At 36.4% G+C, this 25,522-nt stretch carries 28 protein-coding genes and 1 other annotated feature; of the genes, 3 read left to right on the forward strand and 25 right to left on the reverse strand.

The window, feature by feature from the left end:
• Nucleotides 1-49: 49 nt before the first annotated feature.
• Nucleotides 50-255, reverse strand: a binding site (T-box leader).
• A gap of 97 nt (nucleotides 256-352) precedes the next feature.
• The 23 genes from hemZ to F8153_RS11905 form a co-directional block, all read right to left on the reverse strand.
• Nucleotides 353-1,825 (reverse strand): coproporphyrinogen dehydrogenase HemZ, encoded by a 1,473-nt coding sequence (hemZ, locus tag F8153_RS11800; protein WP_151866560.1) that lies wholly within the window; start codon nucleotides 1,823-1,825, stop codon nucleotides 353-355.
• Nucleotides 1,826-1,838: 13 nt separating this feature from the next.
• On the reverse strand, nucleotides 1,839-2,021 hold the full coding sequence (locus tag F8153_RS11805) for a hypothetical protein (RefSeq protein ID WP_151866561.1): 183 nt from the start codon (nucleotides 2,019-2,021) through the stop codon (nucleotides 1,839-1,841).
• A gap of 60 nt (nucleotides 2,022-2,081) precedes the next feature.
• The gene (locus F8153_RS11810) at nucleotides 2,082-2,702 is read right to left on the reverse strand and encodes an MBL fold metallo-hydrolase (protein ID WP_151866562.1); all 621 of its coding nucleotides are present in this window, start codon (nucleotides 2,700-2,702) and stop codon (nucleotides 2,082-2,084) included.
• 11 nt (nucleotides 2,703-2,713) lie between these two features.
• The gene (gene dtd / locus F8153_RS11815) at nucleotides 2,714-3,163 is read right to left on the reverse strand and encodes a D-aminoacyl-tRNA deacylase (protein ID WP_151866563.1); all 450 of its coding nucleotides are present in this window, start codon (nucleotides 3,161-3,163) and stop codon (nucleotides 2,714-2,716) included.
• 11 nt (nucleotides 3,164-3,174) lie between these two features.
• Nucleotides 3,175-5,340, reverse strand: a complete 2,166-nt coding sequence (locus F8153_RS11820) for a RelA/SpoT family protein (RefSeq protein WP_207707731.1) — start codon at nucleotides 5,338-5,340, stop codon at nucleotides 3,175-3,177.
• A 150-nt stretch (nucleotides 5,341-5,490) separates the two neighbouring features.
• The gene (locus F8153_RS11825; RefSeq protein ID WP_151866565.1) at nucleotides 5,491-6,012 is read right to left on the reverse strand and encodes an adenine phosphoribosyltransferase; all 522 of its coding nucleotides are present in this window, start codon (nucleotides 6,010-6,012) and stop codon (nucleotides 5,491-5,493) included.
• A gap of 2 nt (nucleotides 6,013-6,014) precedes the next feature.
• Complete coding sequence (gene recJ / locus F8153_RS11830) at nucleotides 6,015-8,534, reverse strand: single-stranded-DNA-specific exonuclease RecJ (protein ID WP_151866566.1); 2,520 nt, start codon at nucleotides 8,532-8,534, stop codon at nucleotides 6,015-6,017.
• Between the two features lie 74 nt (nucleotides 8,535-8,608).
• The gene (gene secF / locus F8153_RS16160) at nucleotides 8,609-9,508 is read right to left on the reverse strand and encodes a protein translocase subunit SecF (protein ID WP_192929787.1); all 900 of its coding nucleotides are present in this window, start codon (nucleotides 9,506-9,508) and stop codon (nucleotides 8,609-8,611) included.
• A gap of 14 nt (nucleotides 9,509-9,522) precedes the next feature.
• Nucleotides 9,523-10,779: a protein translocase subunit SecD gene (gene secD, locus F8153_RS16165; protein ID WP_192929788.1), complete on the reverse strand. Its 1,257-nt coding sequence runs from the start codon at nucleotides 10,777-10,779 to the stop codon at nucleotides 9,523-9,525.
• 80 nt (nucleotides 10,780-10,859) lie between these two features.
• Nucleotides 10,860-11,366 (reverse strand): gamma carbonic anhydrase family protein, encoded by a 507-nt coding sequence (locus tag F8153_RS11840; RefSeq protein ID WP_151866567.1) that lies wholly within the window; start codon nucleotides 11,364-11,366, stop codon nucleotides 10,860-10,862.
• Nucleotides 11,367-12,725 carry a thioether cross-link-forming SCIFF peptide maturase gene (gene scfB, locus F8153_RS11845; RefSeq protein WP_151866568.1) on the reverse strand — a complete coding sequence of 453 codons (1,359 nt, stop codon included), beginning with the start codon at nucleotides 12,723-12,725 and terminating at the stop codon, nucleotides 11,367-11,369.
• A gap of 123 nt (nucleotides 12,726-12,848) precedes the next feature.
• The gene (gene scfA, locus F8153_RS11850; protein WP_012063474.1) at nucleotides 12,849-12,989 is read right to left on the reverse strand and encodes a six-cysteine ranthipeptide SCIFF; all 141 of its coding nucleotides are present in this window, start codon (nucleotides 12,987-12,989) and stop codon (nucleotides 12,849-12,851) included.
• Nucleotides 12,990-13,241: 252 nt separating this feature from the next.
• Nucleotides 13,242-13,640: a TIGR04086 family membrane protein gene (locus F8153_RS11855; protein ID WP_151866569.1), complete on the reverse strand. Its 399-nt coding sequence runs from the start codon at nucleotides 13,638-13,640 to the stop codon at nucleotides 13,242-13,244.
• 101 nt (nucleotides 13,641-13,741) lie between these two features.
• On the reverse strand, nucleotides 13,742-14,026 hold the full coding sequence (gene yajC / locus F8153_RS11860; protein WP_151866570.1) for a preprotein translocase subunit YajC: 285 nt from the start codon (nucleotides 14,024-14,026) through the stop codon (nucleotides 13,742-13,744).
• A gap of 102 nt (nucleotides 14,027-14,128) precedes the next feature.
• Complete coding sequence (gene tgt / locus F8153_RS11865) at nucleotides 14,129-15,250, reverse strand: tRNA guanosine(34) transglycosylase Tgt (RefSeq protein WP_151866571.1); 1,122 nt, start codon at nucleotides 15,248-15,250, stop codon at nucleotides 14,129-14,131.
• A gap of 228 nt (nucleotides 15,251-15,478) precedes the next feature.
• Nucleotides 15,479-16,504, reverse strand: coding sequence for a tRNA preQ1(34) S-adenosylmethionine ribosyltransferase-isomerase QueA (gene queA / locus F8153_RS11870; protein ID WP_151866572.1), 1,026 nt, complete (start codon nucleotides 16,502-16,504; stop codon nucleotides 15,479-15,481).
• A 2-nt stretch (nucleotides 16,505-16,506) separates the two neighbouring features.
• Nucleotides 16,507-18,147: a SpoIID/LytB domain-containing protein gene (locus F8153_RS11875; protein WP_151866573.1), complete on the reverse strand. Its 1,641-nt coding sequence runs from the start codon at nucleotides 18,145-18,147 to the stop codon at nucleotides 16,507-16,509.
• Between the two features lie 162 nt (nucleotides 18,148-18,309).
• Nucleotides 18,310-18,522 (reverse strand): DUF2905 domain-containing protein, encoded by a 213-nt coding sequence (locus F8153_RS11880; RefSeq protein WP_151866574.1) that lies wholly within the window; start codon nucleotides 18,520-18,522, stop codon nucleotides 18,310-18,312.
• An 8-nt stretch (nucleotides 18,523-18,530) separates the two neighbouring features.
• Nucleotides 18,531-19,541, reverse strand: coding sequence for a Holliday junction branch migration DNA helicase RuvB (gene ruvB / locus F8153_RS11885; RefSeq protein WP_151866575.1), 1,011 nt, complete (start codon nucleotides 19,539-19,541; stop codon nucleotides 18,531-18,533).
• A gap of 13 nt (nucleotides 19,542-19,554) precedes the next feature.
• Nucleotides 19,555-20,145: a Holliday junction branch migration protein RuvA gene (gene ruvA / locus F8153_RS11890; RefSeq protein ID WP_151866576.1), complete on the reverse strand. Its 591-nt coding sequence runs from the start codon at nucleotides 20,143-20,145 to the stop codon at nucleotides 19,555-19,557.
• Between the two features lie 19 nt (nucleotides 20,146-20,164).
• Nucleotides 20,165-20,659 (reverse strand): crossover junction endodeoxyribonuclease RuvC, encoded by a 495-nt coding sequence (ruvC, locus tag F8153_RS11895; protein ID WP_151866577.1) that lies wholly within the window; start codon nucleotides 20,657-20,659, stop codon nucleotides 20,165-20,167.
• 271 nt (nucleotides 20,660-20,930) lie between these two features.
• Entirely contained in the window at nucleotides 20,931-21,572 is a 642-nt protein-coding gene (locus tag F8153_RS11900; protein ID WP_151866578.1) for a BofC C-terminal domain-containing protein, read from the reverse strand.
• A gap of 54 nt (nucleotides 21,573-21,626) precedes the next feature.
• Nucleotides 21,627-22,820 (reverse strand): hypothetical protein, encoded by a 1,194-nt coding sequence (locus F8153_RS11905; RefSeq protein ID WP_151866579.1) that lies wholly within the window; start codon nucleotides 22,818-22,820, stop codon nucleotides 21,627-21,629.
• A gap of 283 nt (nucleotides 22,821-23,103) precedes the next feature.
• Here F8153_RS11905 and F8153_RS11910 point away from each other — a divergent pair, with 283 nt between their 5' ends.
• Together F8153_RS11910 and F8153_RS11915 are read left to right on the forward strand one after the other, a co-directional pair.
• Nucleotides 23,104-23,538: a GNAT family N-acetyltransferase gene (locus F8153_RS11910; protein ID WP_151866580.1), complete on the forward strand. Its 435-nt coding sequence runs from the start codon at nucleotides 23,104-23,106 to the stop codon at nucleotides 23,536-23,538.
• 88 nt (nucleotides 23,539-23,626) lie between these two features.
• The gene (locus tag F8153_RS11915) at nucleotides 23,627-23,833 is read left to right on the forward strand and encodes a DUF378 domain-containing protein (RefSeq protein WP_151866581.1); all 207 of its coding nucleotides are present in this window, start codon (nucleotides 23,627-23,629) and stop codon (nucleotides 23,831-23,833) included.
• A 50-nt stretch (nucleotides 23,834-23,883) separates the two neighbouring features.
• Here the strand turns inward: F8153_RS11915 and F8153_RS11920 are convergent, their stop codons facing one another.
• The gene (locus F8153_RS11920; RefSeq protein ID WP_151866582.1) at nucleotides 23,884-24,138 is read right to left on the reverse strand and encodes a putative signal transducing protein; all 255 of its coding nucleotides are present in this window, start codon (nucleotides 24,136-24,138) and stop codon (nucleotides 23,884-23,886) included.
• Between the two features lie 176 nt (nucleotides 24,139-24,314).
• On the opposite strand from F8153_RS11920, the gene F8153_RS11925 reads away from it, so the two are divergent.
• A complete protein-coding gene (locus tag F8153_RS11925; RefSeq protein WP_151866583.1) occupies nucleotides 24,315-24,947 on the forward strand; it encodes a nitroreductase family protein in 633 nt (210 codons plus the stop codon).
• Nucleotides 24,948-24,975: 28 nt separating this feature from the next.
• Here F8153_RS11925 and F8153_RS11930 read toward each other — a convergent pair whose 3' ends face one another.
• A complete protein-coding gene (locus F8153_RS11930) occupies nucleotides 24,976-25,389 on the reverse strand; it encodes a Fur family transcriptional regulator (RefSeq protein WP_151866584.1) in 414 nt (137 codons plus the stop codon).
• Between the last annotated feature and the right edge of the window lie 133 nt (nucleotides 25,390-25,522).

Genomic DNA, 25,522 nt, shown 5'->3' on the forward strand with positions numbered 1-25,522 from the left:
CTGCCTCCATTCCTCATTTTATTTTTAAATACAAAAAACCCCCGTCCCTAGAAGGGACGAGAGTTGAATTTCCCGCGGTACCACCCTGATTGGATATGCTCCCACTTAAGCCTTAACGCAGCCTCACGTATCCCTCTACTGTTTTCAAAGGATAAGCTCCAAGGTGTCTTCAAGGTACTCTAGCCTGTCGAGCTTCCACCATCCTCGACTCGCTTAAAGGGTAATATCTTTACTACTCCTCTTCGACGCTTTTTATTGAATTGGTAATATTATAATTCTTTTCCATTGTTGTGTCAACTATATATTAAAAATGAATCTATTTAAATTATAACCAAATATATCATGCTAAAACCTATGGAAAATAAACTTTCTTTCTCTCAACCATTTCTCCTACTCTTTCTATGTAATCCTGTAGATTTTTTACATTTGGGACTCTTTCTAAACGATTCTCTGAAGGATACACCATTTTGGATACAGCTCCTGCTCCTAGGGCTATAATGGTTTGCTTCTCCTCCATGATCTGTATATTGTAAATACCCTCATAACCATCTTTACAATAGCCTATGTTCTCTAGATGCCCCAGCATGTGTTTTTGCCTATACATGTAATAGGGCTTTAACTCCATCATAGCAGCGTAGCTTTTGGTAATTTCCAACATCCTTTGGCCTTCCCCTTCACTAACTTCATGGGAATTGATTTCTTCCTTCAGCTTAGAAGCCCTTTTAAGGGCAAGGGTATGTACAGTTAAGCTTACGGGATTTAGTTTCTGAATCCTCTCCATGGTTTTTTCAATCATTGTTGGATTCTCTCCTGGAAGCCCAATGATTAAATCCATATTGATGTTGTCAAAGCCCACCCTTTTTGCTAGATGATAAGCCTCCTCCAGCTCCTTAACTGTATGATTCCGTCCCACTGCCTGCAGGGTGCCATCATTCATGGTTTGGGGATTAATACTAATTCTTGTTATTCCCATATCCCTTAAGGCTATAAGCTTTTCTTCATTAATGGTGTCGGGCCTACCAGCCTCAAAGGTAAATTCCTTTAGTTCAGATAGATTAAAGGAGTTCTGTATAGCCTTTAGAAGCTGTTGAATTTTTACTACTGTTAGAGTTGAAGGAGTACCTCCTCCCACGTAAATGGTTTGCAGTCTTTTACCATGGTTATTTACCATAGCTGCTACCTGTTCTAACTCATAAATTAAAGCATCCAAATAGGGCTGCTGTAGATCTTTAGACTTCTCTAAGATGTTTGATGGAAAGGAGCAATAGGTACATCTTGAGGGGCAAAAAGGAATGCTAATATAGAGGCTTATAAGATCCTCTCTGATTGGATAGATAATAGGATGCTCCCTTTTAGCCACATCTAATAGGAGGTTAGCCTTATCCATCTCAAGGAAATACTGGCCCAACAGTTTTTCCGTAATAGCCTTTTCATCATTGCCCTTTTCCATTAAGTCATGGACAATCTTAGTGGGTCTTATACCAGTAAGAATTCCCCAGGGTAAAGTCTTATTGGTAAAGCTACTGAATAGCTTATAAGTCAATCTCTTTAATAATAGCTTGCATTCTTTTTTCATGGTATGAGGATCTTCTTCTGTAATAAAGAAGCTCTCCTTCAGTGCTTGATTATAGCCCTCTGCCATAAGGGTGGCACTAACAGAGATTTTCTCCTTTTCTCTTTTAATGATAGTCTTAAGAAAAGTCTCACCCCTGACTAAGCCTTCATATGAATCTAAAAGAATTATTTCATCTGGCCTATAAGACAGCTTTAGCAGCTCTATAAGCTCATAGCTATAATCATGACCTATACAAACAACGTTAATCATCCTAAAGCTCCCATCAATAATCTTTGGTAATTTCATTTCCTAAGTGAAGAACTAAGCTTCTGCTAATCCCTAGCTCTGAAGCGATTTCTCCATCACTTAACCCTGCCTCCTTCATCTCTATAAAATCATGAAGGTTTAGTTCTAATAATTCCTTCCCTCTTTTTTCTTGAAGGATATCACTTAATTTTCTTCTCATAAAAAAACCTCCTGGAAAATGGTTTACCTTATTTTTCCCCCTTTTTCCAGGAGTATTCTTTTAACCAATGAATGGATTCGTCAATTTTTCAATTCCAATTCGGGAAGCCGGCCCATGTCCAGGAAGTACTGTAATTTCATCATCTAGCACCATCAGTTTATCTTTTATGGACTGGATTAGTTGATTATGATTGCCTCCCTCTAAGTCTGAACGTCCGATGGAGTTTGCGAAGAGGGTATCCCCAGTGAATAGATAATGATCTACTAAAATACATACCCCCCCCGGGGTGTGACCAGGAGTATGGAAAATTTTTAAGTCCAAATTTCCTAATTTTATTAAATCACCATCGATCAGGAAGTTTTCAGCATCCAATTCTACAGGGTTAGTTCCCATCCTAGAAGAATAGTTCTTATCTTTATCTTGAATAATATATAAATCATCCCGGTGAATATAAAGGGGGACATTGGTTTCATCCATCAGGCCCTTTACACCTCCAATATGATCTCCATGTCCATGGGTAAGAATTATGAAACTGAGATCCAGTTCATTTTCCTCTAATACCTTCAGGATTTTATCTGAATCTCCACCTGGATCGATGACTGTAGCCTTTCCAGTAGCATCATCAGCGATGATATAACAGTTCACTCCATATATACCTACCGATAATTTTTCTAAAAACATTCTGCACCTCCCTAAAAGGTTTTTCTACTATCTACCATAATGGTAACAGGTCCATCATTAATCGAATGAACCATCATATGGGCTTGGAAAACACCGGTTTCTACCTGTATTCCCATACTCTTTACCAATTTAATAAACTCCATATAAAGGTTATCAGCAATATCAGGCTTTGCAGCCTCTGTAAAATTGGGTCTTCTACCCTTTCTACAATCCCCCAATAGGGTAAACTGAGAAACCACCAGCATTTCACCTTGAATATCTATTAGGGATAAATTCATTTTCTCATTTTCATCCTCAAAAATCCTCAGATTTGTCAGTTTATCAGCCATATATTTTACATCCTCTAGGGTATCTCTATCTGCTACACCTAAATAGATTAAAAGGCCATTTTTTATTTCTCCTGTAGTAGAACCCTCTACTACAACCCTTCCATCCTTTATTCTCTGAACAACTGCCCTCATAATAACCTCCTCTATGTGGTTACACGATGAACATCAATTACACCTTGAACATTTTTAAATTTCTGCATGAGCTTGTCCAGCTGATCAATGTCATCAACCTCTACCGTTAAGTTTATTACCGCCATTCTTTCTTTATTGGTTCTTGCATTTAATGCACAAACCGTCGACTTGTTATCTGCCAATATTCTAGTAAATTCAGATAGTAAACCCTTTCTATCGTTGGCCTTTACCTGGATTTCAGCATTAAAGGCAATGGGCTTAGTGGTATCCCATTCCACCTCAATTAGACGATCAGCCGATTCGATGTTATCAATAAGATTTAGACAATCCCTTCGATGGACAGAGACACCTCTTCCTCTGGTTATATAGCCAACAATGTCATCTCCTGGTACAGGATTGCAACACTTAGAGAATCGCACCATGATATTGTCAATCCCCTTTACTGTTATACCCTGACTTTGTCTCGAGGCCTTCTTCTTGCTTTCTGCAGTTTGCTGATACTGTCTTTCTGTTTCAATAACATCCTTAACAGGTTCCTTTTTGATTTGTTCCTTTTTTATAACATCCCGAATTTTAGGGATAATTTGACTTAAGGCTATCCCGCCGTAGCCTATTGCTGCATATAAGTCCTCTTCTGTATTTAAGCCTAAGCGTTTGGCAATTTGGATTAAGAGCTTTGATTGAAGGGCTTCTTGCTGATTAAAACCCTGTCTGCGTACCTCCCTTTCTAAAATCTCCATACCTTTTTCAATATTCTCTTCTCTTCTCTCCCGCTTAAACCACTGCTTAATTTTATTTTTCGCCTGAGAGCTTTTTACAATTTTAAGCCAATCCCTACTGGGGCCATTACTATTGGAAGAGGTTAGAATTTCAACAATGTTGCCATTCTTGAGTTTGAAATCTAAGGGTACAATTCTGCCATCAGCCTTAGCACCTACACACTTATTTCCAATATCAGAGTGTATCCTATAGGCGAAATCAATTGGTGTGGATCCAGCAGGTAAATTGATTACTTCCCCCTTTGGGGTAAAAACAAATACCTCATTGGTAAATAAATCTATTTTTAAGGACTCCATGAATTCTCTAGGGTCCTTCATTTCCTTCTCCAATTCCATCATTTGACCTAACCAACTAAGCTTGTGGCTAAGGCCGTCATGATCCTGGTTATTTCTCCCCTCTTTATATTTCCAGTGGGCAGCAATACCATATTCAGCAATTTGATGCATTTCATAGGTTCTAATTTGAATTTCTACAGGTTCTCCCTTTGGTCCAATAACTGTAGTATGTAATGATTGATATAGATTGGGCTTGGGCATAGCGATATAATCCTTAAATCTGCCAGGTATGGGCTTCCATAGGGTATGTACAATTCCCAAAACCCCATAACAATCCTTGATATTGTCAACAATAACCCTTACAGCAAGGAAATCAAAAATTTCATCAAAGGATTTTCCCTGATAAGTCATTTTTCTATAGATACTATAGAAATGCTTAGGCCTACCTGAAATATCTCCATCAATGGCGAACTCCTCTAACTTCTCATTAAGGGTGTTTATAACATCATTAATATATTTTTCTCGATCCTGACGTTTAATAGCTACCTTTTCTACTAAATCATAGTAGCCTTCTGGGTCAAGATATCTTAAGCATATATCCTCTAGCTCCCATTTAATTCTAGATATCCCTAGACGATGGGCAATAGGTGCATAAATTTCAAGGGTCTCAGAAGCCTTTTCCTTCTTCTTTTCATCCGTCTGAAACCTTAGGGTTCTCATATTATGAAGCCGATCCGCAAGCTTAATAAGAATTACTCTAATATCCTTAGCCATTGCTATAAACATTTTTCTAAGGTTTTCAGCTTGGCGTTCCTCCTTAGATTCAAAGGACAATCTGGTAAGCTTCGTTACTCCCTCCACCAGTTGAGCAATTTCTTCTCCAAATTCAGACTTTATCAGTCCATAGCTTCTGTCTGTGTCCTCAAGTACATCATGTAAAAGGGCAGCAGCAATAGTGCTGCTGTCCATTTTTAGCTCAATCAGAATTTTTGCCACTTCAACTGGGTGTATAAAGTATCTTTCGCCTGATTTTCGATATTGACCTTCATGAGCATTTTCAGCAAAATTGTATGCCCGAATCACTAACTCCACATCACATTGAGGGTTATATTCTTCTATCATAGCTATTAATTTTTCCAGCACAGCAATCACCCTCTCTGTTAAGGTAATGAAATTTAAATGTAAATGTTAAATGTTGAATGTATTCTTAATACTCACTTATTACTTATTACCCTTATTCTCCTTGTTCAACTCTCAATTTTCAATTTTCTACTATTCTTCATCATATTGTACTAATGTCTCAACATGGTAGTCCTTTAAGGTTTCACGGCCCTTTAGGAAGCTTAATTCAATTAAGAAGTTTAAAGAGATCACCTGACCACCTAATTCTTCTATAAGCTTTGCAGCAGCTAAAACAGTACCGCCTGTAGCCAGTAAATCATCTAAAATTGCAACCCGATCACCAGGCTTTATAGCATCCTTATGTATTTCTAATGCATCAGTTCCATACTCTAGCTTGTACTCATATCTTGCAGTTTCTGCAGGTAGCTTTCCAGGCTTTCTAACTGGAACAAAGGCCTTGTTCAGTTTATAAGCAACAGGAGCCCCCATTAAAAATCCCCTTGCCTCTGGTCCAACAATAACATCGACATTTAGGTCCTTTAATTGCTCAGATAATTGGTCTATTACATATTTGAAGGCATCCTTATTGTTAAGGACAGTGGTAATATCCTTAAAGCTTATCCCTTCCTTTGGAAAATCTTGAATCTCTCTTATCAAACTTTTTAAATCCATACTTACTTCCTCCTTAAATATATTTGACTAATGTGTTTTTTATATTTTTCATGCTGTAAAAACAACTTTTGTTGGCTTTTATAGGCTTCTAAATCCTCTATATTTATTTTACCACGAACCTTTAAGGGTATGAGCTTTACATAGCTATCCGTCAATAAATAATTTAATAATTCTCCTTCATGAAATAATTCTAATGCATTAAGTATCAATTTTTCATTAACGGAAAAGTTGACTCTTTTTATAATTTCATCAATTAATTTCTCCATAGGTAGTTCTTCTGACCCTTTACCAAGCTCCATAAAGATCTTATATAGGTCTATTAACCTTCGTCTGCATGGTATAGTTTCTTCAAGAATCTTATAATTATAAGCTTCATCATTTTCCCTATAGAAAAAGTAGGTTCTTTCTAGGTCAGTTGATGCTACAAAGCAGTTGAAATCAGCAGGTGAAAAAAATTGGTCATATAGAATAATTTTATTATATCTTCTAAAATCAATTTTTTCAATATTGGGATTAATGATTACATGAACATCCCCTAACACTGGAGATTTATTTATGTGCTCAAAATCTAAGGTGAATTGCTTTTTAGTTCCTCTTCTTCTTATCCCTGTTAAATAATAAAGATTATAAGCCTTCTCTAGGGTGTTGCAAAGAATCAGGATTGGCGGATCATCAGAATTTAACAAATCAAGGAGAATACTGTCATTCGTATCATTCACTACAATATTTTGAACATCAACTGCAAGGTTTTCTTCCTTACATTCCTTATCTTGAACTTGGAGGCTTTTATAGTATTTCCTTTGTATGGTGGAGCTTTCTGCCACTTCCCTTGCTGCCATATCCTTTAAATTTAATTGTATGGTTTTGCTTCCATTATAATAATTGTATTCTGGTGTAAACAATACATCCACAATCTCTTGTGCTTGAATATTTTCTGTTAAAGGTCCTAGTCCAAAACCAATGGCCGAGAGCTTTTTGTTACCGCCCTCATATTCAGCCCTTAGATGTTTTCCATCGGTGCCAACTGCCTTAAGATAGGTAGTTTTTAGATTCCGAGCTATGAACTTTGGGCTAGGATTCCCCATCCCGTGGGGCTCCAAAATCTTTAACTCCTCCAAAAGTTTGTCGCAAACATCTTCAGTATTAAGGATATCGTCAAAGGATAGCTCCTTTAAAAAATCCTCTTCTGTCAATAAAGAATTTGTTACTTGATTAATTCTAGCTTTAAAATCCTCCAGATGATGGACTTCCATTGATAAACCAGCAGCCTGTTCATGACCTCCAAATTTTTGAAAAAGGTCCTTACACTGATTAAGGGCTTCAAAAATATTTAAGCTGGCTATGCTTCTGGCAGACCCCTTAGCTACCCCGTCCTCTATAGATAAGATAACCGTAGGTTTATAGTATTTTTCAACAATCCTTGATGCCACTATTCCTATTACTCCATGATGCCAGCCATCATTATGGAGTACAAAAAAGCTTCTATTGTTATTTTCTTCATTCTCCACCATCTCTACTGCCTGGTTGTAGATTTCCATCTCCAGCTGTTGTCGCTGTTTGTTTTCTCTATCCAATAAATTTGCCAATTCCATAGCCTCAATGGGGTCTTCAGTTGTTAATAGCTTAACTCCAACCTCTGCATGGCCCATTCTCCCTGCAGCATTGATTCTGGGAGCCAGCATAAATCCAATATGACCTGCATGAATACTCTTTCCCTTTAGCCCAGAAATTTCGATTAAGGCCCTTATCCCGTTATTGGTAGTATTGGCTATAACCTCCAGACCATTCTTTACAATAATTCGATTTTCGTCAACTAAGGGGACAATATCCGCCACAGTGGCAAGGGCTGCTATATCAATATATTGATCAACTCTTTTCATAAATTCCTCTTTGGGGGTAAGGGCTTGAACTAGCTTTAATGCAATTCCACAGCCACAAAGAGCCTTATAGGGATATTGACAATCTGTTTGCTTTGGATTAATAATTCCATAGGCCCTTGGAAGCTCACCTTGACACTCATGATGATCTGTAATAATTACATCCATCCCCAGCTCCTTGGCATAATCAACCTCCTGAACAGAGGTAATGCCACAATCTACAGTAATGATCAGCTTTCCCCCCTGATTATGTATTTCATTAAAGGCATCGGTGTTTAGTCCATAGCCCTCCTCCATCCTGTGGGGTATATAATAATGGACAGGATAATGGAAATCTTTAAAATATTTAAGGAGCAAAGCTGTACTAGAGACTCCGTCAACATCGTAATCCCCATATATCCAAATGGATTCCTTATTAATGATGGCTTTTTTAATCCTTTCTACTACTTTTAACATATCCTTCAGAAGAAAGGGATCATAAAGCTGATTTAGGGTGGGCTCTAAGAATAATTTGGCTGCAGCCACCTCTTCAACTCCCCTATTCATTAGAACCTTCGCTGTTATTGGGCTGATGTTTAACTCCTCTATAAGGGTTCTTTGCTTTTCTATATTCACTTTATTATAGGTCCATCTTCTTCCCTTCATCAAATAACACCTCAGTTTTTCAATTGAAAAAAGGACAATAAATTCTTATTATTGCCCTTTTATTTTAATTCCTATTACTTTGTTTCAGGACTCTGCTTAAAGGAAGTTTTTTTGTGCTGTCTTTCCTTTATCATTACCCATACCGGACTGGCAATGAATAGTGATGAATAGGTACCCCCTACTACACCAGCCATAAGTGGCAAGGCAAATTGCTTAATCTGCTCTACTCCTAAAACATATAATGCTACAATTGTGATTAAAGTGGTTAAAGAAGTATTTATTGATCTAACAATTGTTTGATTAATACTGTCATTAGCCACCTGAGCATAATCGTTTTTCTTTAAGAATCTAAGATTTTCCCTTACTCTATCGAAAATAACGATGGTATCGTTTATTGAATATCCTAGTATTGTTAAGATGGCAGCTACAAAGGGGCCATTAATTGGAATCCTGAATAAAGAATAAATTGTAAATACCACTAAAACGTCGTGGATAAGAGCTACTATAGCCGCCAGACCAAAGCTTATCTCAAATCTGAAGGTGATATAGATAAGCATACCAATAACTGCTATACCAATGCTCAATAAGGCTTTTCTCTGAATTTCCTTTCCTACTGATGGCCCAAATTGTTCCGATAGCAGGAAGTTTTTACTAGTGCTTTCTAGCTGGTATTTTTCTTGAAAAACACTGAAAATTTCAAGTCTTTCACTGTTGCTAAAGTCCACTTTACTACGAATTTGTACAATGGTTCTTTCTTCACCTAAAAGATTGATATTTGCTTCAGAATCGAAATCCTTTAAGAGTTCCCTTACCTCCGGAACTTCTGGTGTTTGATTCAACTCTATTTCCATTAATGTTCCACCGGTAAAGTCTATTCCAAAATTTACTCCTCCTACTAAAGACATCACTAAGCCTGATGCAATAAATAGGATAGAGAGGGTAAACCATAATTTGCGTTTTTCAATAATATTCATCTTCTCTAACCCCCCTATGCTCCAAATAGTTTGCTGTTCTTAGTTAGGTTCATTCCAACAAATAGCTTTAAAATAAATCTGGTAACTACAACAGCAGTAAACATACTTGCTAAAATACCTATAATTAAGGTTAGCGCGAATCCTCTAATTGGACCTGTTCCAAATTGATATAGAACTCCACCTGCAATAAGGGTAGTTACATTTGAATCAAGTATTGCCTTAAAGGCCCTCTTAAAGCCTGAGTCGATGGCAGCTCTCACGGTTTTACCAGCTCTAAGCTCCTCTTTAAGCCTTTCAAATATGATTACATTGGCATCAACGGCCATACCCACTGATAGAATTAAGGCTGCTATACCTGGAAGGGTTAGGGTAGCATTTAGGGCTACAAAAACTCCAAGAACAATGAGAATATAAACTGTTAGGGCAATATTTGCCACTAATCCAGGTAATCTATAATAGATCAACATAAATAGCAACACTAAGGTTATACCAATTTTTGCAGCATCAATACTTCTATTTAAAGCATTCACTCCAAGGGTTGCTGTAATTGTTGAACTTTGAATCTCATCCAGTTTAACGGGTAGAGCACCTCCACGAATGAGGGTAGCTAAATATGAGGCAGATTCAACGGTATAATTCCCTGAAATACGAGACATACCAACTAATATTTTATCTTGAACTGCAGGGTAAGAAATAATCTCGTCATCCAGCATAATATAGATAATTCTACCATCATCCTGAGGACCATACTCATCTACTAGCCTGGTAGTTACTTCAGCAAATCGCTTGGTACCTTCACCATCGAATTCTAGGCTAACTCCAGGCCTGCCCTCTTCAATGGTAACCTCAGCACCTTTAACATTTTTACCAGTTAAGACGTCTTCCCCATCGAAGGTTACAAACTTTAATTGGGCCGTCTTACCAATCATATCAATGGCTTCTTGAGCATTTTCTACACCTGGAAGCTCAACTCGAATACGCTTGTCTCCTTCTCTGACAATCGTTGGTTCTGTTAAGCCTATGGAGTTAATTCTATGGTTGAAGATTCCAATGGTTTGTTCCATCATTCTATCTAACTCCTCACCGGTTGCATCGGTGTCGGCTTCATAAACCACATATACTCCACCCCTAAGGTCTAATCCCTGTCTAATTGAATCTTTCATAGGCTTAATAGAATAATCGCCTATTTCTAACCCATTAATAGCTGTAAAGACGGATATTCCTACAACTGCTAAGAGTAGTATAAAAATGATTACGTTTTTTATTTTCATCCGTTAATTCCCCCTAACCTAATTATCACAATTTTAATTATATACGCAATATACCATAGAGTCAACCTTTCTCAAAAGGGTTATTCTACCTTATGGATATTACCATAGTCGACATATTTTTCAGCTGATATTAAGAGACTCTTCTTTTCTTCATCAGTTAATTCTCGAATTACTTTGGCAGGGGAACCTACTGCCAATACACCGGATGGGATTTTTTTACCCGGTGGAACCAGTGAGCCTGCTCCAATGATGGTGTCATCCCCTACCTCTGCTCCATCTAAGATGATTGCCCCCATGCCTATAAGAGTGTTGTTACCTACCTTGCAAGCATGGACGATGGCGCTATGGCCAATGGTTACATGATCTCCGATAATGGTTGAGTAGAGATGACTTATATGGATAACCGCGTTATCTTGGATATTGGTATTTTTTCCTATGGTGATATTTTGATCGTCCCCTCTTATTACAGCCTTATACCATATACTGCTATTTTCTCCGATTTTTACATCACCTATTATATCTGCAGTTTCTGCTACAAAGCAACTTTCATGGATTTCTGGAATTCGATTTTTTAATGCCTTGATCATTTAATCTTCCTCCTCTAATAATCGAGCTTGAATATACAAAGCACATTCAACCCTCTTTTTCTCCATTTCACAGCCTATATCATAGGGGACCATGATATCGTTGTTGAAGTTATAGGCATTGGCATGACAACCACCGCTACAGTAGAACTTTGCCCAACATTGGGTGCATTTTTCTTTATTATATACATGGGCCTCAGAAAAACTATGATACATGTCCCTATTTAATTCACCAGTAACAACACTTCCGATCTTAAAGTCTTCATTGCCAACAAACTGGTGACAGGGATATAAATCTCCCTCTGGTGTTACAGCAATATATTCAGCACCTGCTCCACAGCCTACTATCCGCTTAATAACACAGGGCCCTTGATTTAAATCAATCATAAAGTGAAAGAAGTTAAAGTCCCTTCCCTCCTTCTTCCTTTTTACATATTCCTCTGCTAGTTGTTCATAATGGTTAAATACCGTAGGTAAATCCTCTTCTTTGATAGCATAATCCTGGTTTGCTTCTGCCACCACAGGTTCTACTGAGATGTTTTTAAAGCCTAAATCAGCTAAATGTAACACATCCTTAGAAAAATCTAGATTAAAGCTGGTGAAGGTTCCTCTAACATAATAGCCCTCATGATTTCTGATCTCAGCCATTTTTTTAAGCTTTGGAAGAATTACATCATAAGTACCCTTTCCCTTTACTGTGTATCTCATAGTATCATTTACTTCTTCTCTGCCATCTATACTAAGGACTACATTATGCATATTCTTATTAATATAATCCATTTTTTCATCATCCAATAAAACTCCATTGGTGGTCATGGTGAAGCGAAGATTCTTTCCGTATTCCTTCTCCCTTTCCCTACCATAATCCACAATCTCCTTAACCATCTCAAAGTTTAGTAATGGCTCTCCTCCAAAGAAATCCACCTCTAGGTTTCTTCGATTGCCAGAATGGGTTAATAGAAAATCAATTGCTTTTTTTCCTATTTCGCTATCCATCAAGGTTCTCTGACCTTTAAAATCTCCCTGGGATGCAAAGCAGTACTTACATCTGATATTACAATCGTGGGAAACATGAAGGCACAGGGCCTTAACCACAGGCTTTTTGTTCTTAAAGCTTTCATGCTGATGATAGTGATCTTCCTTATACAACAATCCATTTTGAACCAATAGATGAATTTCCTCTAGGGCTTCTTTAACCTCTGAGACAGTAAATTCATTGGAAAGGATCTCTACAATTTCTGCTTCACCCTTATCTGGATAATAATCAAGTATTTTATATACAAGCTTATCTATAAGATGGACCCCTCCACTGTTAACATCCATTAAAATATATCTGCCACCCTGTTGAAACTTATGAATCATAAATAAATCTCCTTCCTACTTACTCAAGTATTATACTTTATCTTAAGGTTATTTAATTTAACCTAAAATCATCGAAAAACAGCAGTGATTGTCACTGCTGCTGTTATGTAGATGCCTTTTAAATTACTTGTTTTCGCATTCTTGATTTGCTACAGTACAGGATGTTTTACAGGCTGATTGACATGAGGTTTGGCATTCTCCACAACCGCCCTTTGCTGCACTATTAGCCAATGTTGCGCCGCTTAGAGTTTTTATGTGCTTCATCAGTAGACCCCTTTCCAAAAGATATATCATAAAAATTATAACACAAAGGAGTAGGAAACGAAAGGAAAAAATGATGCAATTTGAAAGTGACAAAATGGAAAGTTGAAAGTTGAAAGTTGAAAGTTGAAAATTAACTACATCATAAACTTAAGAAATCTTATAAAGATAGAGTGGCTTTCTTGAATCCCAAAAATTTCAATGTCAGTATAGCGATTCTGATAATTCTCCATTTTCAATTCTCAATTTACAATTTTATTTTACATTGATCCCAATCATACCGCCTATAAACCCTGTTGCTACGCTTATCAAGATTCTATAGGATACATACTTATCAAAAGAGAATTCAGATATGAATAGCTTACTGAAGAAAACCAAAATTAATATATAGGCTAATCCAACAATTGCGCCATGGAGCCATCCTCTAGAGCCTATTTTAGCTGCAATATAAATAGCACCATAGGCTACGCTCAGAATCAGAATTATTGAAGTAATAATGGAAATGATCCCTTCTCCCAATGATGTAAAGGCAATCAGGGCTCCTGATACTAAAAATAATATTAACGATAATAAATATCCTCTAATCAAGGCTCTACAATATATCCATAGGTTTAGGGGACCTGCAGATTTACTTATATTTCTTTTAGTGGACATTATAATTTCACCTCCAAGCTCTTTATAGTCAATAATTATGCATTTTATTCAGTTTTATGCCAATAAAAAAAGATACGATTCTTAATCGTATCTTTCAATTTCTAATTTTCGTCAGCTGACTTATTAACGATATTTCCGATTGCCCATCTTGCCATTGAAAGCTTGGTTTTATCTGCGCCTACTTCAATAGTAATGATGTCTTCCTTAATCTTGGCGATTTTCCCATGAATACCACCAATAGTGATCACATCATCTCCTATTTTAAGATTATTTCTCATTTCCTTAATCTTTTTATCCTTCTTCTGTTGGGGTCTGATAATTAGAAAGTAAAAAATGGCAAGAAACCCCAAAGGAATTATCAATCCTTGTAAATTAGCTAAATTCATATGTACCCTCCTAACCCTATGTTTTTATTCACTCAATATTAATTCAACATAATATACAAATTTCCTCTTAATTATTTAGAATTATTTTATTTTTCACCTAACCTATATATTATCATAACCATATTTAGCGAAAAAATCATTTCTGTAATCCAACAACCGATCTTCTCTTATTGCCTGTCTTACTTCCTCCATAAGCTTCAATAGAAAATATAAGTTATGGTTGGTTAAAAGGCGTAGCCCTAAAACTTCATTTGCCTTAAATAAATGTCTAAGGTAAGCTCTACTGTAATTTTTACAGGTGTAGCATCCGCATTCAGGGTCTAAAGCCTCAAAGGCTTCTGTATGGATTGCGTTTTTTATAACGATTTTCCCTTGGCTAGTCATGGCTGTTCCGTTTCTACCAATCCGTGTTGGTAAAACACAGTCAAACATATCTATTCCTCTAATGGTACCTTCGATTAGACAGTCTGGACTACCAACCCCCATAAGATACCTAGGCTTATCCTTTGGCATGAATGGAGTTGTATATTCTAGCACCTCATACATTAAATTCTTTGGCTCACCCACACTTAAGCCTCCAACAGCATAACCTGGGAAATCCAACTCTAATAGCTCCTCTAGGCTTTGCTTTCTCAAATCTTCATACATTCCCCCTTGAATAATTCCAAAAAGGGCTTGTTTATCGGTATTTTTATGGGCTTCCTTACATCTTTTAGCCCATCGAGTTGTTCGCTCTAATGAATTCTTAACATACTGTCTATCAGCAGGATATGGAGCGCATTCATCAAAGACCATCATAATGTCTGATCCTAGAGAATTTTGAATTTCCACTGCCTTTTCTGGACTAATAAAATGTTTTGAACCATCTAAGTGGGACCTAAACTCCACACCCTCCTCAGATATTTTTCTTAAATCCCCTAAGCTGAATACCTGAAAACCTCCACTATCTGTTAGAATAGGCCTATCCCAGTTCATAAAGGTGTGTAATCCTCCTGCCTTTTCTATGAGCTTATGTCCTGGTCTTAAATATAAATGATAGGTATTACTTAATATGATTTGAGCCTTTATATCCTTTAATTCCTCTGGAGTCATGGCCTTTACAGTTGCTTGGGTTCCAACGGGCATAAAAATGGGAGTTTCGATAACTCCATGGGGTGTATGTAGTTTTCCTAATCTTGCACCACTTTGCTTGCATTCCTTAATAAATTCGTATTTAATTGCCATTTAATCACCTTTCTAAATTCAGTTAATACATTAATGTTGAATGTTAAATGTTGAATGTTGAATTAATGTAGAAATTTGCTTTGCAAATTTAAATACATTTATTATCTAGAATCTCTTACCTGTATTTTCAATTACTCATTACTAATTACTAATTGAATTTCTAATTCTAAATTCTCAATTCTTGATTCTCAATTCTTAATTCTCCATTCAGCATTCAACATTAATCATTTACTTAATAAGCATACTATCCCCAAAGCTAAAAAATCTATATTTTTCTCTAACAGCGGTATGATAGGCCTCCATGATAAAGTTACTTCCTGCAAGGGCAGAAACCAGCATAATGAGGGTAGATTCTGGTAGGTGAAAGTTTGTAATTAGCCAGTCTACCATTTTAAAGTCATATCCAGGATAGATAAAAATATCCGTCCAGCCATTACCGGCTCTTAGTATGCCATCCTCACCAGTGGCAGCTTCAAGGGTTCTACAACAGGTGGTTCCTACTGTTACAACCTTCCCACCATCCTTCTTTACTTTATTAATTTTACTAGCAGCCTCTTCTTCAATCATATAAAACTCAGAATGCATTTTATGATCGTTTACATCTTCAACCTTTACAGGTCTGAAGGTTCCAAGGCCCACATGTAGGGTTATATAAACAATGGATACTCCCTTATCTTCAATTTTCTTTAAAAGATCCTTAGTGAAGTGTAGTCCTGCTGTAGGTGCTGCAGCTGAACCCTTATGCTTTGAATATACCGTTTGATATCTTTCAGCATCCTCCAGCGTAGCTGTTATATATGGAGGTAGAGGCATATTCCCTAGCTGGTCTAAAATCTCCTCAAATACACCATTATAATGGAATTCAACAATCCTACCTCCATCATCGGTTACTTCCTTCACCTGTGCCCTTAAGGCACCTTCTCCAAAGGTAAACCAGTTTCCTGGTTTCGCCTTCTTTCCGGGTTTCACCAGTACCTCCCAGGTATCTAGCTTGATTTGCTTTAATAGTAAGAACTCAATCTTCCCTTTAGTTCCTTCCTTTTCACCAAATAGTCTAGCTGGAATTACTCTAGTATTATTCAGCACTAGACAATCCCCTGAACTTAGATAATCAATAATATCACTAAAAATTTTATGATCAATATTGCTACTTTTTCTATCTAGAACCATTAGCCTTGATTGATCCCTCTCTTTAAGGGGTGTTTGAGCAATCAGCTCCTGGGGCAAGTCAAAATTAAAATCTGAGGTTTTCATATCTATTCCACCTTTATACCTGTATAGTAATGCAATAATATCTCCTTATATGAAAAACTTAATTCCGCCATCGTCATTGCACCATACTGGCTCATACCCAAGCCATGTCCGTATCCCTTTCCATTAAAGACAAAGGAATTTGCTGTACCGTGAAACTCCTTATTGGTTTCTCCATTGGAAACAGTTATTTTGGTGGTAGTTTCTATCTTTTTTAGTCCTGAGGCAGATAATAGGTTTTTCCCTTGAAGACTCATAGAGGTTGGATTACCTTCTGCTGCCATAACCATAGCTGTGCTACCACCCTCTTGAATTACTTCAAACCATGAGCTCCGAAGGCCAAAAATGGTTCTGCTTTTTTGTTTTTCCAGAACTTCTTCACCCTTTGTTCCCTTTACCACCATAGTTAATATCCTACCATTTTTTGAACGAGATGTTACTTCAATACTTAGGATGTCTCCAATATCTATATTGTTTTTCAAAAGGGCTGATTTTATTTCATCCATTGTCATATTCTTTGACCAGGTTGAATGATTGGTATTTAAAGAATAGTCGTCTTGGATACCTCTAATATAGGGTACCGTACCCGACCAAATATTTTCACTATCCTCCGTTAGACCCCCACTATTGGCATGGAAGTAGGGAATAATCAATTCCCCTTCATAGGTCATAACAATATCCTTTGTTTCATCTACAGCTCTATTGGTGTTGGGGTGCTCACTATCATAGCCTCCATAGGCTTGGGAATTTACTGTGCTACATAAATTGAAGCCTTTGGTTATGAACTTATTCATAGATGCAGCTGCAAAGCCCCTGGCTGCTACAGCCTGGGCCTTCAATGCTTCCATCGGCCAATTATAGGACATCTCCTTGGGAACAACGCCATAAAGATATTCTTCAAAATTTACCCTATTAATGATGGCCATATCATTGTCTTCCATCCTCTTAGCAGTTACCTCACCTCTAAAATTCCTTCCATCAAGATTCAATAAAGGTGTTTCTCCCTTATCATTGAAGGCAGATAAGTAAATACCCTCCTTGCTGCTATACATAAAAAGTGGATTCCCCTCTTTACTCAATACTTGCACCATATAGCTGGAGGGAGGAACAACCTCAGGATTTAAAGATAACTCTGCCCTTAAAGCTTCAGCCTTTTCTCGAGCAACCTCTTCAGTAATAAATAGACCTGTATAAACCTTATAGCCTTCATCTATGGCAATGAATAACTTCTCATCTGTTGCAAGGCTCTCCATAAATTCCTTAGCCTCATACCAAGAATTATAGGTATCTCCCAATTGCAGATGATAAGGACCCTGTATGTTTAAATTTCCAGCTTTATGAATATCACCGGTGTACTCAACATAATTCCCTCCCATACCTGCATAATAGGAGTCCTTCCTTAGTATTATTTCATTATCAGACAATAGTAATTCAATTTGGTTGAAATTGTTTCCATCATATTTTCCTATTACAAAACCCATTGAGGTTTTCACCTGTAGGGTAGATTTTGCTGTTGATCCAAAATAAAGCCCTATATCTATTTGCTTAGGTAGGGTGGATTTGTCAAAGGCTGCAAAGGTTTGTAGCCCTCCAAACCAGATGGTTATGGTTAGTATTATAATTATTAGCCCTTTCATTCTTTTCATCCGATCCTCTCCTCAGTCCTTAGTTATAAAGTATATAAATTCGACAAACTTCGGTCTTTTCCTTTAAAAATCTACTAGTTAAAAAGAACCATAACAAAAAGCCTTATAAAGCCTAGGTGCAGTAAGACCCTATAAAGAGCTCCAAAATGATAAGAATTTAAATTATTTCTTTAAAAATACTCTTAGAATTAAAGACAACAGTAGGCTTAAAAGGATGCTTGTAACAATTGGAAAATAAAAGGTGAAGTTCCCCTTAGAAATGACAATATCTCCCGGTAGCTTACCTAGCCCCAATCGAGATGCTATCATTAAAATGCCTCCTAAAGCAATTAAAGCGATACCTACCATTATAATGGTTTTACCAATAGATTCCATAACATCACCTACTCATTAAAGGGTATATGATAATGCCTATAGGCCTTTTCCATAACCACCCTCCCCCTAGGAGTTCGATTAATAAAACCCAGCTGTAAAAGATAGGGCTCGTAAACATCCTCTATGGTGTTTTTTTCTTCTCCAGTAGATGCTGCTAAGGTATCAACACCTACAGGTCCCCCACCAAAGTTTTCAATAATGGTTGTAATCATTTTTCTATCCACCTGATCTAATCCTAGAAAATCAATCTCCATAAGCTTCAGGGCTTCCATTGCTACGTTTTTTGTGATTCTTCCGTCGGCCCTTACCTGTGCGTAATCCCTTACACGCTTCAGTAGTCTATTGGCTACCCTCGGGGTCCCCCTAGACCTAGATGCAATTTCTAAAGCACCTTCTTCATCAATGTAAACCCCTAAAAGCTTTGCAGATCTATTGACGATCCTTGTCAATTGTTGGTTTGAATATAACTCCAGCTTGCATATAACACCAAATCGATCCCTTAAGGGGGATGTTAATAATCCGGCTCTAGTGGTGGCTCCTATTAGGGTAAATTTAGGCAGGTCCAATCTGATGGATCTGGCACTGGGGCCCTTTCCAATAATAATATCTAAGGCATAATCCTCCATGGCCGGATATAGAATTTCCTCAACAGTGCGATTTAAGCGATGGATTTCGTCAATGAATAATACATCCTTTTCAGATAGATTCGTTAATATCGCTGCAAGATCTCCAGGTCTTTCGATTGCAGGACCCGAAGTTATACGAATGTTTCCCCTCATTTCATTGGCAATAATATTGGATAAAGTGGTTTTTCCTAATCCTGGAGGACCATATAGTAAAACATGATCTAGTGCCTCTTTCCGAATTAGAGCTGCTTCAATATAAATTCTAAGTCTTTCCTTAACTTTATCTTGTCCTATGTAATCCTCTAAGCTTTGAGGTCTTAAGCTACCCTCAATATCGATATCCTCTTGTCTTATTTCGTTTGTTATGATTCTTTTGCTATCCTCGTTAAACATCAAAATCCACCCCTTACTTTGACAGCCAACCTAAGGCTCTTCGAATAAGCTCACCAGAATTGCTTCCATCCTTATATACTGCCTTTAAAGCCTTCTCTGCTTCAAGTCTATTATAGCCCAAGGATAATAGGGCTTCTGTTGCCTCTTGCAAATCTCCATTCCCATCATCTATAACAGTTACACCTGTGTTGACATCAATACCATAGTCTTCAACCTTATCCTTTAGTTCAAGCACTACTCTTTCAGCAGTTTTCTTTCCCACACCTGGACATTTGGAGATTGCCATCACATCGTTTTTTCTTATGTAAGTAGCTAACTTTTCAGGAGTATAGGTGGATAATACAGCAGTTGCTACCCTTGGTCCTATTTTTGAAACCGTCATTAGTAGCTTAAACATATTTAACTCTTGTCGAGATATAAAACCATACAGACTTATTTCATCCTCTTTAACTGCTAAATGAGTAAAAATAGTAGTTGCATCACCAACACGTGTGTTAGAAGTGCTATTTATACTGCTATTAATTCGGTAGCCCATCCCATTTACCTCAAGAATAATTTTATCCACAATAATTTCTGAAACAGTACCCTTTATGTACTCAAACAAGTCTATCCCTCCTGATATCTTATTTTATTAAAAACATCTCTTTAAAATTTCCCGAATGAACATGGCATATAGCTATGGCCAATGCATCTGCAACATCATCTGGCTTGGGTGCTTCCTCAAGACATAGAAGGATTTTGATCATTTGCTGCACCTGTTTTTTATCTGCTCTTCCATATCCAACCACCCCTTGCTTAACCTGAAGGGGAGTGTACTCATAGATTTTGGTGTTATTTATCGAAGCAGCCAAGATTGCTACACCTCTGGCTTGTCCAACTAGAAAAGCCGTTTTTGCATTGTTGTTGAAAAAGAGTTCTTCAATAACGACAGCATCGGGCTTAAATTCTTCTATTAAACTCAATAATTGATTATAAATATTTCTTAATCTATTGTCGGTGGAATCCTTACTGCTGGTTTTTATGGCACCATAGTAGAGGGGCTTAAATTTATTGCCTTCATAATGTATCACTCCTACACCCATTATAGCAATACCTGGATCAATACCTAATACAACCATAGTCGAAGCCCCCTTGTTGATTTTTCTTTATTTAGTTTAACATAAACTAGTAGAAATTGCGATATGAACCCGAAAATTTGTTCTTATTTAGAAGCAAATTAAAAGGAATCTGATTTCTCAAATTCCTTTGCTTTATTAGAACATATAATTCTTTTTACTAATTAAGTTAACAAAGTGCTTTTCATAATGTAGCTATTTGGGATTGTTGCTGCTTGATTTTCAATCTTAGTTCTTCATTCTTCATTCTTAATTCTTCATTCTTCATTCCCCTCTATCCACTATAATCCTCTAACAAACGATTTACCTCATCTCTATCCTTTAGAATAATTCCCCTTTTAAGCTTATCTTGATCAATAGCTGGTAATACCGAAATAGGGATTGATGTTTTCTCAATCAGTATTTTTTCCCCATCTTCTGAAAAGCGGAAAACTGCTATATATCCTTCAAGCTCAGTTACAAAGAAATGATCAGGGCATATTTGATCCAACCTTCTAAATAAAACTACTTCATCTGTAGAAAAGCGAACAACCTGCCATTCAGATAGATTGTCTTTTACATAATCCTTGAAGGAACTCTCCCTTAAGCCAATCATTTCATTTAAAGGTTCCATGACATTGTCTCTTATGCTTTGGCAAGAGGTATAAAGGGTTCTAAAGACCACCCTAGTGGTTGATCCAATAGATAACTCATTCCTAGTTACTGGAGTTTCATTTTCGGGGTCATGATCAGGGTTATTGACATCAGGAGGATCCTTATATAATGGATTATTATTGGGATCTTCTAATGAAATGTCAGGTGGATCTGCTAATCTATTTTGATATACATAATAGCCTGTAGCAAAGCCAATAAAACCAAATACCAAAAGAGCTATAAAAAATGTGATTACATAGGGAGTTTTTTTTCTTCTTCTCATAAATAAAACCTCCTTATCCTTCTAGGAGGTTATTTTAACCATTTAATGAAATTTTTATACTTTGGTGAATGAGTCCAGGTGGTGTTCATTCATATATTTTAAGAAATCCATTTCCTTCATTTCTGCATATTCATAAATAACAGAAGCCCTAAGCTGGAATTTGCATAATTCCTTTATACAATCTCCATCATTGATATTTAAGGTTTTATTGTATATGGTATCAAAATCATCAGAGTTATAATAGCAAACTATTAATTGATTGAATTTGTTTATAAAGTATATAGCCAAAATGTCTCCACTAATCTGAAAAATACTATTTTTTACATGGTCATTATTTTTTCTAAATTCAACCAGCATTCTACCCTGATGAAAATCATAATTTAATAGATTTATAGAGCTACTTTCCAGCCATCTAGTTAAACATCCTTCATTGATGACTTTGAAAACCCTTATGTATTCGATTCTTTTTATTTCTTCAGCAACGGCTTCTGGTGATATCGGGACAATATTTGTAATCTCTGAATCAATTACCTTCTTTTCCTTTCTATCTACTTTGATCATTGAATTGACTAGAGTATAACTCCCGTCTGTATCTATGATGGATCTTACGATATAGCTGCTTATTTCTTTACCCTTTAGGCATAAGGAAATTTCATTTTTTAATAAAACAGAAGCCTTATTAACTGGCTTATAATCAATAATGTATTCTTGAGCCTCTTTACTAAGTAAATACTGCATACCGTTAGGGTCATTGCCAACAGCCCTCATGACATAATAATGCAATAACTCCTCAACAGTATCTAGTGTTTCAAAAATTTTAGTGTTTAAGACCTCTAATTCTGGGCTTGAAAGGGATACCTTTTTCTTTAGAATAAAATCATAATCTTCTTTCTGGGGTAGCTCCTTATTGAATAATTTATTAAGAATTGCATAATGTTGAACTAAGAATAGAGCCTCTTTTTCTTTAAGGGAAACAAACCTCCCACCCAAATGCCCCATAAATCTTTGGGTCAACATGGCTTCCTTTAATGAGGAATCTCCATGATATTCCCCATAATCAAAAATTCCATGATCCTCTGAATCTAGAATAAACCATTGGACCCTACGTTGATGATTCTTTGTCCAAAGGATTTTTAAAGCGATTGTTCCCATTAATCTGCTCTTAGTAACTATGGCTTTGTTAAAAGTATAATCGATATTGGGCCCTTTACCACCTTTTATTAACCTTAACGTTAAATTTTTCTTCATAGGACCTCCTGTTTCAACAACCTTCACCTTAGGGATTTAAAAATATATGGTATATTCTTAGTTTTACCCTTTTCTTGGGTTCATTATTTTTAATTTTTATAAATATCATTAGCCCCACTCTCTTACACATCTTATCATATAGACTCCTCTTTATACAATATATAGTATAAGAAGGGTATCAAACCTTATTAGAAAGGGTTGATTTATAGAAAAATATGTATTATTGTTAAATTCTAAAGTGTTTTAAATAGAAATACTGAATGATATAAAGGGGGGAATAGTAATGGTGGAATTAAGAGAGATTACCAAGGAGACTTTAAGACCCATACTAAAGCTAGATGTAGCAGATAATCAAAAAAATCTTGTAGCACCAAATTCTGTATCAATTGCTCAAGCCTACTATGAGGAAAAGGCATGGTTTAGAGGTATTTATGACCAGGATGAAGCAGTGGGATTCGTAATGCTCTATAAAGATGAAGAGAAGGCAGAATATTTCCTTTGGAGGTTTATGATTGACAAAAACCATCAAGGCAAAGGATATGGTAAAGAAGCGATGGAATTAATTATTGATTACGTAAAGGGCTTACCAAATGCTAAAACCTTTGGATTAAGTGTAGTTCCTGCTGATGGAAGTGCGGAGGAGTTTTACAAGAAATTCGGATTTATTGATACTGGTGAGGTTGAAGAAAACGAAAAGGTTTATGAGTTAACTTTTTAGTTAGAGTATTCAATCTAATAATATTTTTTGCATGAATTTATAAATTTGATACATACTATAATTGACTAAAGGTAAAGGAGTTGAAATTATGGATAGATTAGCTCTCCTATTAGTGATTATAGGCGCATTAAACTGGGGACTTATTGGATTATTCCAATTTGATTTGGTTGCTACATTGTTTGGCGGTCAATCCTCGTTATTAAGTAGGATTGTCTACTCTCTTGTGGGTATTGCAGGAGTATACTCCATAACTCTACTTTTTAGAGAGAGAGAAAGAACTACACCAAAGGAATAAAAAATCCTAAAAAGAAGCTACTCTATTTATTATCAATAGAGTAGCTTTTTTTATTCTTCATCATCCGTAATTTCTTCTTCTTTAAAAATCCTGATGATTTCCAATGCCCTTCCTTCGTCCTCTGGAGCCACACAAATATCAGCACCCTTAGTTCCGATTATATTGCCTGTTAAAATCTTTAAATATCCTGTGCCTGATCTATAATAAACCATTGACTCAATACCCTCTAGCTGTAAAATATCCTGTATTATAGCGGCTTCCACATCATTATATACATTAGCTACCTTTTTCCAACCGTTATTCATTATTTAAAACCCCCCTAATAGAATTAAGAATTTAGAATTGAGAATGTAGAAATAAGAATTAAGAATTAAAACTATTAATACCCATAAGAAGATCATTTCCCTTTTATTTTAATATAAATTTGGTTGAATTTCCACATAATATGCTATATATTATCAGATAGGAGGTGGATTCACATATGAAGGAACTGGATTTTATTTATAAAAGGAAAAGTGTTAGAAAATTTACCGATGAGAAGGTTCATAGGGAAGAATTGATGGAAATTATTAAGGCTGCTACCCATGCCCCTTCAGGTAAAAATCAGCAAAATTGGCATTTTGTCATCTTGAATAACAAAGAGAAAATACAGGAAATTGCTAAGTTGGTAGAAGATAAAACCCATCAACTTGTTAAGACAGCTGATGATGAGATAGCAAAGGATTTAATGAAGTTTCTAAGGTACCATACTCTGTTTAAGGATGCTCCAACGTTAATATTAATATTTGCTGGACCCTATAAATTATCGGCCTACAATGCTTTAATCTCAGCTGGTAAGGTTGAGGAGGCAGATCGTCTATTGGAAACATCCACTGCCATTCAAAATGTTGCAGCTGCAATGGAGAATCTTCAATTGGCTGCTGCAGCCTTGGGATATGGAACCTGTTGGATGACAGGACCCAATTTCGCTGCCAAGGAGATTGAAGGGTTTTTAAACTTCTCTAAAGATGGGTATCATTTGGCGGCAATGACTCCATTAGGCAGACCCCTTGACCAAGAGATTATCAGTCCTCAAAGGAAGGATATCAACGAGGTTATCACAATAATTGATTAAATATATTTATTTAGAGTAACTATACTAGTTACTCTTTTTTACATTTTTTACAGTAACCATAGATCTCAAACTTATGATCCACCGGCGTGAAATTGCTATCTCTAACAGCTAACTTAATTTCTTCAGCTGGACAATAGCCGGTGGTGGAGGTATTGCCACAGCCTAAGCAAATCAAATGATGATGATGATCTTCTCCATTAATTTCATAATAATTAATTCCATTATTAAGATTGCTTCTTCTGATGATCCCTGCATCCTCAAGAACCTCCAAATTTCTATAAACTGTAGAAAAATTTATAGAATGGCCCTTTTTCAATATTTCTTCTAAGACCTCCGAAGCAGTATATAGCCGTAGGGGATTGCTATTAAAAATCTCTATAATGGCTTTTCGGTGGGCTGTAATCTTATAGCCTTTATTTCTAAGGTAATCAAGGAAATTCATACAATCACCTCTCTATAATTTATATAGATATTAAGTTAATAATATCCATACCCTCCCGATTTGTCAAATAAACTGGTTATTAAAAAACACAAAAAATAACAGAGAAGGCGAAAATCTTTAAGTCAATTAGTTC

Origin of the sequence: Alkaliphilus serpentinus, assembly GCF_009017255.1 — a bacterium.
GTDB classification, from domain to species: Bacteria; Bacillota; Clostridia; order Peptostreptococcales; family Natronincolaceae; genus Alkaliphilus_D; species Alkaliphilus_D serpentinus.

Excerpts from the sequence above, each read along its gene's own strand:
- F8153_RS11840 (WP_151866567.1), bottom strand. The coding sequence starts at position 11,366 with ATGATCAAGGCATTAAAAAATCGAATTCCAGAAATCCATGAAAGTTGC.
- F8153_RS11905 (WP_151866579.1), bottom strand. The coding sequence starts at position 22,820 with ATGAAGAAAAATTTAACGTTAAGGTTAATAAAAGGTGGTAAAGGGCCC.
- F8153_RS11825 (WP_151866565.1), bottom strand. The coding sequence starts at position 6,012 with ATGGATTTAAAAAGTTTGATAAGAGAGATTCAAGATTTTCCAAAGGAA.
- F8153_RS11880 (WP_151866574.1), bottom strand. The coding sequence starts at position 18,522 with ATGGAATCTATTGGTAAAACCATTATAATGGTAGGTATCGCTTTAATT.
- hemZ (WP_151866560.1), bottom strand. The coding sequence starts at position 1,825 with ATGATTAACGTTGTTTGTATAGGTCATGATTATAGCTATGAGCTTATA.
- scfB (WP_151866568.1), bottom strand. The coding sequence starts at position 12,725 with ATGATTCATAAGTTTCAACAGGGTGGCAGATATATTTTAATGGATGTT.
- tgt (WP_151866571.1), bottom strand. The coding sequence starts at position 15,250 with ATGGCAATTAAATACGAATTTATTAAGGAATGCAAGCAAAGTGGTGCA.
- F8153_RS11930 (WP_151866584.1), bottom strand. The coding sequence starts at position 25,389 with ATGAATTTCCTTGATTACCTTAGAAATAAAGGCTATAAGATTACAGCC.
- queA (WP_151866572.1), bottom strand. The coding sequence starts at position 16,504 with ATGAAAACCTCAGATTTTAATTTTGACTTGCCCCAGGAGCTGATTGCT.
- recJ (WP_151866566.1), bottom strand. The coding sequence starts at position 8,534 with ATGAAGGGAAGAAGATGGACCTATAATAAAGTGAATATAGAAAAGCAA.
- secF (WP_192929787.1), bottom strand. The coding sequence starts at position 9,508 with ATGAATATTATTGAAAAACGCAAATTATGGTTTACCCTCTCTATCCTA.
- F8153_RS11920 (WP_151866582.1), bottom strand. The coding sequence starts at position 24,138 with ATGAATAACGGTTGGAAAAAGGTAGCTAATGTATATAATGATGTGGAA.
- secD (WP_192929788.1), bottom strand. The coding sequence starts at position 10,779 with ATGAAAATAAAAAACGTAATCATTTTTATACTACTCTTAGCAGTTGTA.
- F8153_RS11925 (WP_151866583.1), top strand. The coding sequence starts at position 24,315 with ATGAAGGAACTGGATTTTATTTATAAAAGGAAAAGTGTTAGAAAATTT.
- ruvC (WP_151866577.1), bottom strand. The coding sequence starts at position 20,659 with ATGGTTGTATTAGGTATTGATCCAGGTATTGCTATAATGGGTGTAGGA.
- F8153_RS11820 (WP_207707731.1), bottom strand. The coding sequence starts at position 5,340 with ATGATAGAAGAATATAACCCTCAATGTGATGTGGAGTTAGTGATTCGG.
- yajC (WP_151866570.1), bottom strand. The coding sequence starts at position 14,026 with ATGAATTTAGCTAATTTACAAGGATTGATAATTCCTTTGGGGTTTCTT.
- F8153_RS11810 (WP_151866562.1), bottom strand. The coding sequence starts at position 2,702 with ATGTTTTTAGAAAAATTATCGGTAGGTATATATGGAGTGAACTGTTAT.
- F8153_RS11900 (WP_151866578.1), bottom strand. The coding sequence starts at position 21,572 with ATGAGAAGAAGAAAAAAAACTCCCTATGTAATCACATTTTTTATAGCT.
- F8153_RS11855 (WP_151866569.1), bottom strand. The coding sequence starts at position 13,640 with ATGTCCACTAAAAGAAATATAAGTAAATCTGCAGGTCCCCTAAACCTA.
- F8153_RS11910 (WP_151866580.1), top strand. The coding sequence starts at position 23,104 with ATGGTGGAATTAAGAGAGATTACCAAGGAGACTTTAAGACCCATACTA.
- F8153_RS11805 (WP_151866561.1), bottom strand. The coding sequence starts at position 2,021 with ATGAGAAGAAAATTAAGTGATATCCTTCAAGAAAAAAGAGGGAAGGAA.
- scfA (WP_012063474.1), bottom strand. The coding sequence starts at position 12,989 with ATGAAGCACATAAAAACTCTAAGCGGCGCAACATTGGCTAATAGTGCA.
- ruvB (WP_151866575.1), bottom strand. The coding sequence starts at position 19,541 with ATGTTTAACGAGGATAGCAAAAGAATCATAACAAACGAAATAAGACAA.
- F8153_RS11915 (WP_151866581.1), top strand. The coding sequence starts at position 23,627 with ATGGATAGATTAGCTCTCCTATTAGTGATTATAGGCGCATTAAACTGG.
- dtd (WP_151866563.1), bottom strand. The coding sequence starts at position 3,163 with ATGAGGGCAGTTGTTCAGAGAATAAAGGATGGAAGGGTTGTAGTAGAG.
- F8153_RS11875 (WP_151866573.1), bottom strand. The coding sequence starts at position 18,147 with ATGAAAAGAATGAAAGGGCTAATAATTATAATACTAACCATAACCATC.